The sequence below is a fragment of the Hallella colorans genome (genome assembly GCF_003096815.1).
In the GTDB taxonomy this organism is placed as follows: domain Bacteria; phylum Bacteroidota; class Bacteroidia; order Bacteroidales; family Bacteroidaceae; genus Prevotella; species Prevotella colorans.
In genome coordinates, this window is record NZ_QENY01000040.1 from 1 (window position 1) to 6,364 (window position 6,364).

General features: G+C 40.2%; 7 protein-coding genes. 5 read left to right on the top strand and 2 right to left on the bottom strand.

Going from position 1 to position 6,364, the window contains the following annotated elements; all coding sequences use genetic code 11:
• The first annotated feature begins 374 nt into the window (after positions 1–374).
• Positions 375–1,595, top strand: coding sequence for a relaxase/mobilization nuclease domain-containing protein (locus C7379_RS12250; protein ID WP_116617518.1), 1,221 nt, complete (start codon positions 375–377; stop codon positions 1,593–1,595).
• A 3-nt stretch (positions 1,596–1,598) separates the two neighbouring features.
• Here C7379_RS12250 and C7379_RS12255 read toward each other — a convergent pair whose 3' ends face one another.
• Complete coding sequence (locus C7379_RS12255) at positions 1,599–1,868, bottom strand: Txe/YoeB family addiction module toxin (RefSeq protein WP_116617519.1); 270 nt, start codon at positions 1,866–1,868, stop codon at positions 1,599–1,601.
• Positions 1,856–2,119 carry a prevent-host-death protein gene (locus C7379_RS12260; RefSeq protein WP_116617520.1) on the bottom strand — a complete coding sequence of 88 codons (264 nt, stop codon included), beginning with the start codon at positions 2,117–2,119 and terminating at the stop codon, positions 1,856–1,858. Before C7379_RS12260 ends, C7379_RS12255 begins: the two co-directional genes overlap by 13 nt.
• A 434-nt stretch (positions 2,120–2,553) precedes the next feature.
• Between C7379_RS12260 and C7379_RS12265 the strand changes: the two genes are divergently transcribed.
• From C7379_RS12265 to C7379_RS12275, 4 genes are all read left to right on the top strand, one after another.
• A complete protein-coding gene (locus C7379_RS12265; RefSeq protein ID WP_116617521.1) occupies positions 2,554–3,573 on the top strand; it encodes a replication initiation protein in 1,020 nt (339 codons plus the stop codon).
• Between the two features lie 111 nt (positions 3,574–3,684).
• Entirely contained in the window at positions 3,685–3,873 is a 189-nt protein-coding gene (locus tag C7379_RS12625) for a hypothetical protein (RefSeq protein WP_133241902.1), read from the top strand.
• A gap of 245 nt (positions 3,874–4,118) precedes the next feature.
• Entirely contained in the window at positions 4,119–4,865 is a 747-nt protein-coding gene (locus tag C7379_RS12870) for a hypothetical protein (protein WP_207773432.1), read from the top strand.
• Positions 4,866–5,184: 319 nt separating this feature from the next.
• A complete protein-coding gene (locus C7379_RS12275) occupies positions 5,185–6,240 on the top strand; it encodes an IS5 family transposase (RefSeq protein WP_040562592.1) in 1,056 nt (351 codons plus the stop codon).
• The last annotated feature ends 124 nt before the right edge of the window (positions 6,241–6,364 follow it).

The following is a 6,364-nucleotide window of genomic DNA, read 5'->3' on the forward strand; positions in this document are numbered from 1 at the left end:
ATAAGCCCTTTTGATCCTTAGATAGGCTTTATTCTTAGATTTAATGTGGTTATAAGTGAATTTATGAGAGGAAGAGAAAGTTTTGCAGAGGTCTCGTGTTGTTTCTTTTTCTGCTATACTCTGTTCATTTATTGGTGTTCAGTCCCATTTATCTTAATCTTACCGAATATTATCAATGAGTTTCGATTGTGTATGGGCTCCAACATTTTGTCTGCCGAATTTCTTGCATGCTGAGAATGTTTTTATACCTTTGCCGGCAGGTAAACTCTGTGTGCAGGTTATAGCCCACTATAACCCTTGAAGGGTTGTGGGCTCTCCGAGGGCAGGGGGACACCCCCTTGCCCCCCCAGGACACACCCCTAAAAAACAAACTTATGGCACAACAAACATCTATCCACGTGCAGCCTGTCAAGGGTGGCAGTGAACAGCACAACAAAAGGGAAAAAGAACTCGACTATGTTCGAAAAGACCTCTCCCACCTCAACGAGTATTGGGAGAAAGATACGCAGACGGATCGACTTGAAAACATCAAGTCAAGATACCTCCAATCGACAGGGCAGCGTATGCAATCCAAAGCCACCCCGATACGAGAGGCGGTCGTAGTCATTAAGTCCGAAACTACAATGGAAGATTTGAAAAGGCTGTCCGATGCGTACCGACAGCGGTTCGGGATAGACACTTTTCAAATTGCTATCCATAAGGACGAGGGCTATCCAAAGGGAGAGTGGAAACCTAACCTACATGCCCATTTGGTTTTTGATTGGACTAACCAACAGACAGGAAAGAGTTTGAAACTAAACCGCCAAGACATGGTGGAGATGCAGACGATAACAGCGGAAGTCCTGCAAATGGATAGGGGGGTGTCGAGCGACAAGCAGCATCTTTCAGCCATCCAATACAAGAATATTGCCGAGCAAGTCAAGTTAAGGCAAATCGAGGACGAGAGGGAAAAGAAAGCAAAACAGATGCAAGAGGAGTTGGAGCGTTTCAAGGTGGCAAAGGCACGCAAAGAAGCAGCCATAGAGACCGCAAAAACGCTTTCTGAAGGCATTAAAGGTATTTTCGGGCAGAGTTCCAAGGACAAGACGATAAAAGCCCTTAGAGAGCAAATAAACGCCAAACAAAAGGAGATTTTCGACATCAAGGTGGAAATAGTCGGGCTGAAAGCACAGCAGGAGGAACAGAAAGAGCAGCAAAAGGCTGCACTTAATGAAACACGCAGGGAAGCCGTTTCCAAGTATAACGAGTTAGTCGTTAAGCACAACAAAGTTGTGGAGCGGAACAAAGAGCTGCGGGAAGTAATCAAAGATTTTCAAGAAATCCCAATCATCGAAAGATGTCTTGCAATAATTCGCAGTTTCGTTTTCCATATCAATGGGCATTTTGATGCAGACGATAGGAGGTTGTTGTCTTTCGTCATGCAAGGCAATGAAGATACAGCCGAGAGCCTAAGACGTGCAGCCTTTAATATGGGCGGAGTGATATGCCAGTCTCAATATGGCAGCAGATGGGACCAGGCGGAAAGGGAATTAAGAAACATTGCCAATGGTGTGAGGGAAGAGGAACAACAACGAAATAGGGGACTAAGAAGATAGCCCCTACTTGTCATCATAATGTCCAATAGCCGATACGATGAACACTATTACTGTCGTATCATTGACCGTATAACGCAGGCGGTTTTTCTTGTCAAGTTTTCTCGACCAGATGCCATTCACGTGTCGAAGCTGGTGAGGATGTCCAGTTCCAGTGTATGGGTGTTCTTGAAGTTCGGGGATAAGGCTCTCAAACTTTTTATAAGCTTGTACATCGGACTTCATCAGTTTAAGAAGTTCCTTTGTAGCTTCTTCCGAAAATTCTATTTTATACATTCTTCTGTGCGCTTTAAGAAGTCCGTAAGGCTCTCACCCTCCTGCATCCTGTAAGTTCTGCCATTTTTGATGTCCTCCAACCCTTTCTGAATTGATAAGAGTTCTTCCTTTGAAAGAAAGTCGTCATCATCGGCAACGCTAATGACAATGGGACGTGCATTTTTACGAGAAACAAAAACTGTCTCATGTTCCGCCAACTCAAAATACTTCTTCTGATTGGCTCTAAATTCTCTTGTTGATACTATCTGCATGGCTTTATTGCTATAATGTTCGTGGCAAAGATAGAAACAAAAATCCAAACTTCCAAATATTCGTGTACCTATTTGTGTACACGCCATAAAAAGTTGGCTTTTTTCACGCTTACGCTACCCCCCACCCCCCCAGGGGGCTGCGCTGCTTTTTCCCTCCAGTTTATTCCCTTTCGCATAGTTTTTTTCGGGCGTAGCCCTCTAAAAACCGATGCTTTGTCTATAGCATGGTATGTTATATGCTTATCGAAATCTATAAACTATTATTAATCACGATATTGAACTACCAATATGCCACTTTTGGAATACTAATATACCACTTTTGGAATACCCTTTTAATGTTTAATATGCCACTTTTGGAATAAATTTTGCCACCTGTGCTTTAATAAGTAGCAAATTATTTTTATCTTTGCAATGTAATTGTAAATCACAAATTTATGGCAAGACCTATTGAAGAAAACAAGAATGTAATTCAATCCTATATGCTCACGACTGCTCGATACGATTTTAGCGTATATGAGAAGCGTATTTTGTACCGACTTGTGGAGTTGGCACAAGCAGAACTGCAGGGCAAGAACTTTGCAGAATGGATTGGTATGAAAGTAGAAACAAACCTTTTCGGTGACAAGGATATAACAATGCCTGTACGCTACATCCTCGCCAACGAGGAAGACAACAACTATACAAAGGCAAAGAAAGCTTTCAAAGCCATGTCTAACCGTACCATCGAGCAGACTAAAGGAAATGTTTGGTATCTCGACCATATGCTGGAGAGAGTAAGGGTAAATTTGGGTACTGGAGTAGCAAAATTCCGTGTGTCTCCTAACGTCTGGAACATAGTATTAGACTTCACAAAGGGGTATCGCAAATATGAATTAAAGACCACGATGCAGTTCAAATCTGTCTACTCGATGCGTTTCTATGAGTTGTTAAGCGGACAGAACAAACCATTAAACTACTCCATCGATGAAATCCGAAAAATGTTTTCCATTGAAAAAAAATTAAAGAAAATAGATCGTTTGGAGAGTGTTGTTTTTGAAGTAGCTCAAAAAGAACTTGACGAGAATAGTCCTTATTCGTTTACTTGGGAAAGGGAAGAAGTTGCATCGAGGGGGCGCAACGGAAAGAAAGTTGTCGGTTACACGTTCTATCCAAAGTATATTCAGAAGAACAGAGACCAAGAATTAGAAAAGAGGGAACTTACAGCCAAGGTTGGCAATATCACTGGTCCTTATGGAATGCTCAAAAAGGAAGTGTCTGACTATCTCCTGTATAACATGAACATGACCAAAGAGGAAATAAACGCCAACAAGAACTTATTTTTGACCGCTCAAAAAGAGTTACCTAACCTTGTCGATGAATTGGCGAACTTGAAAGAGCGTGCAGCTAAGAACGGTAAGGGAATAGGCTGGATAATCAACGGACTAAAAGGGAAAATGAAAGAAGTAAAAAAATAGATATGGGAGCAATTATCGTTTCAATTTTCGTGTCTGTCGTTGCGTGTGTAGGCGGTATTTACTTCTACCTCCAAGACAAAAAGAGAAAGAAAGGAAAATAACTTGCATCAGATGCAAGACCATTCCCACCTCATGCAATTCTTGCACATGGTGGGATTTTGGCTTTTATGGTATCGTTTCCGTTTCACTTCAACTCGTGCGCTCGGTCAATCGTCGTTCCTCCTCTTTCCCTTTTCGTTCCGTTCGTTCCTCTCTCCACTCATCGGGCGCACATCTAACCGCTCCGCTCCAAGGTGCTAACCGCTGTGGGGGCTATGCTGCCCCCTACACCCCCTTCCATTCACCCTTTGGTTATGTAATTAACGTTATTAAAAAAAATAGCCGAAATCAAATAATATGTGCCGTTTTAATATCAAAAAGTCAATATGATGTAAAAAAATGATTTAGCGTATCGAGATAAAAAAAACATCCTAAATTATTGCCAAATACAATTTATATACTATCTTTGCCACGCTAACTCATTGTTTTTAACAAATTTAATTTTTATGAAAAAGACATTTTTATTTTTTGCGTTGGTGTTTTCTTGCTTTATGTTCTCTGCGTGTAATTCTGATGAAGAATCCATAGAGAGTATCAATTCTACTTCGAATGTGAGCAAAAACGTGAATGAGGATGTAGTAAAACTTCTTCAGTTGTTTGAATCCAAACATTTTAAGAATTTAGATGAGGCAGCTTCTTATGCAAGAAAACTTGCAGGAAATGTTACTCCAATTACGAGAGCAGTTAATGAAGAAGACTTTGCTACAGCACATATATCTCCTGAGGCTTACAGAACCTTAGAAGAGATGAAGTCTGTTAAGATTGATACATTAGCTTCATTAGAGAAGTTAAGAAGCCAGCTTATTTATATTGTTGAAAATAGCAAATTGGACAAAAACTCTGCAGAATATCAAAGTTTGAGATGTTCTGCTGACGCAGCTGTGGAGGTAATATATTATTCAAAGTCCCTGCAAGATAATTCTACAATAACAAGATCTTCTAGAACCAGTAAAGGAGCAACAAAAACAAGTAAAGAAGCAACAAAAAGAAGTAAAAAAGAAGCAACAAAAAAAATACCTATAGATTGGACAGGAGCCATTAGGTGTATAATCGGAACTATCGGTTCTACAGGATTAGGAGCTGTCGGCGGTGCTGGCGCAGGTACATTCACCTTACCTATAATTGGGACGATTTCTGGCACAGCTTTGGGTGCAGTAAGTGGGGCTATGGTTGGATGTGCAACATTCTGCTAATATGAAATCTGTATATATAGTACTTTACGTCATATCTATTTTATTAGTACTATTTGCTGCATATGATGACATTTGCAAAAATAGAATTGCTAAATTATTTGTAGTCGGCTTCTTAATATTTTTTTCAACTGTATCGCTTCTTAAAATTTTAAGAAAATAGATAGGTAATTTATAAATGGTAAGATAGTAAGAAATGTAATCTTACCATTTATATTTTTCCATTGAAAGCACATTTAAAAAGTAAATAGATGTGTTGAGACCTCTGCAAAACTCTTATCCTAAAATTTGCTCATTACATTATTTTTTGTACCTTTATGGTATGAAACAAACTCTTTCTTCTCCCAGTTTTGCCGATGTCGTTCTCGGTCAGCGTAAGGTCAAGCAGACCTTCTTTTCCCAAATAGATAAATTAATCGATTGGACACCTATCCGTGGTATCATAGAAATCGCTTATACCAAAGGTTATAAATCAACAGGTCGTCCAAGTTATGACAGCTTGATTTTATTCAAGATAGAACTTCTTCGTACATGGTATGGTCTTAGTGACGGTGAGGTAGAGGAACAAGTAAACGATCGTCTTTCTTTCAGTCGGTTTGTTGGCTTGGGTCTAGAAGATACTGCTCCCGACAGTACTACAGTTTGCCGCTTTCGCAACACGTTGGTGGAAGCAGAACTTTATGATATGGTTCTCAATGAAATCAATCGGCAACTTGAGTCTAAAGGTGTCATCGTTAAGCGTGGTGCTATTATCGATGCGAGCATTACCGATACTCCACGCCGTCCGCGTGGACGCAAGGAGTATGAAGTAGTGGAAGACCGTAATGAAGCAGACAGTCGTGATAGTTCAGAAAAAGCAATGGTCAAGGAAGTTATTAAGCCAAACGTTGATGGAGATGCAAGATGGATTAAGAAGATGGGCAAACTTCACTTTGGTTATAAGCGACATACTGTGACTGACGAGAATGGTTTGATTTTGGCTGAGGAAACAACTGCCGCCAATGAAAGTGACATCAAACATCTTGAAACTCCTTTGCAGAAAGCCAATCTTCCTGTTAGAACACCTGTCTATGCCGATAAAGGCTATAACTCTTCAGAGAACAAGGAAGTACTTACTCGGATGAAGCTCAAGAGCAGAATCATGCACAAAGGGGTTAGAGGCAAGAAGATTACAGAAAGGGAGCAACGTATCAATGTTAGCATCAGTAAGATTAGATACAGAGTTGAGCGTACTTTTGGTTCTATGCATAGATGGTTTCGTGCAGGAGTGGCAAGATATGTGGGATTGGCAAAGACACATGCGCAACATATTATGGAGGCTGTTGCATACAATCTTTATCGAACTCCTGGGATAATTGTGTCCAATTCTCTCAAATAAGGGAGAAATATATATTAAATAGAGGGTATATAAGCCCTTTTGATCCTTAGATAGGCTTTATTCTTAGATTTAATGTGGTTATAAGTGAATTTATGAGAGGAAGAGAAAGTTTTGCAGAGGTCTC

Coding starts and splice junctions, on each gene's coding strand:
- C7379_RS12265 (WP_116617521.1), top strand. CDS start 2,554: ATGGCAAGACCTATTGAAGAAAACAAGAATGTAATTCAATCCTATATG.
- C7379_RS12275 (WP_040562592.1), top strand. CDS start 5,185: ATGAAACAAACTCTTTCTTCTCCCAGTTTTGCCGATGTCGTTCTCGGT.
- C7379_RS12260 (WP_116617520.1), bottom strand. CDS start 2,119: ATGCAGATAGTATCAACAAGAGAATTTAGAGCCAATCAGAAGAAGTAT.
- C7379_RS12255 (WP_116617519.1), bottom strand. CDS start 1,868: ATGTATAAAATAGAATTTTCGGAAGAAGCTACAAAGGAACTTCTTAAA.
- C7379_RS12870 (WP_207773432.1), top strand. CDS start 4,119: ATGAAAAAGACATTTTTATTTTTTGCGTTGGTGTTTTCTTGCTTTATG.
- C7379_RS12625 (WP_133241902.1), top strand. CDS start 3,685: ATGCAAGACCATTCCCACCTCATGCAATTCTTGCACATGGTGGGATTT.
- C7379_RS12250 (WP_116617518.1), top strand. CDS start 375: ATGGCACAACAAACATCTATCCACGTGCAGCCTGTCAAGGGTGGCAGT.